The sequence below is a fragment of the Mitsuaria sp. TWR114 genome (assembly GCF_007997345.1).
This window is the reverse complement of record NZ_VOSR01000651.1, coordinates 1-581: the sequence shown is the minus strand read 5'-3', so window position 1 is coordinate 581 and position 581 is coordinate 1. Positions and strand designations below refer to the sequence as shown.

Genomic DNA, 581 nt, shown 5'->3' with positions numbered 1-581 from the left:
GCATCGCCGGCCTGATCGACATCGCCACGCCGGCGGGTCTGGAGAAGACCTCCGAGGACCTCGGTCGCACGCTCGGTTACTGGGGCGTCAAGACCGGGCCCTACATCGTGTGGCCGCTGCTGGGCCCGTCCTCGCTGCGGGACTCGGTGGCGCTGCCGGTCAACGCCTACTATTCGCCGGCCTATCTCTTCGATGACGGCGAATACAAGTTCGCGATCACCGCGCTGCAGGTGATCAACACCCGTGCCAACCTGCTGCGGGTGACCGACATGCTGGATGGCATCGCGCTGGACAAGTACACCTTCGTCCGCGACGCCTACCTGCAGCGTCGCAACATCAAGTCCCACAAGGAACAGCAGGAAGACGATGACGACGACTACGAAGTCATCACCCCGGACGAGAAGCCGGTCAACCCGCAGGGCGACCGCTGATCCTGGCAACAACCGGTAACGCCCGCGGGGGTGGCCGTGAACCGGCACCGGACCTGCCACGTTGTGGGCCGGTCCGTGTCATGAAGAGAGAGAAAGGACAAGCATGAATGCCACCAAACGACTGCTGCTGAACGCGATCGTGTCGATCGC

Annotated in this window: 1 protein-coding gene; it reads left to right on the top strand. The window is 63.7% G+C overall.

The genetic code is table 11. The annotated features are described in order from the left end of the window. A partial coding sequence (locus FUT87_RS21625; protein WP_147242350.1) for an MlaA family lipoprotein occupies positions 1 to 431 on the top strand: 431 nt, incomplete at its 5' end. Between the last annotated feature and the right edge of the window lie 150 nt (positions 432 to 581).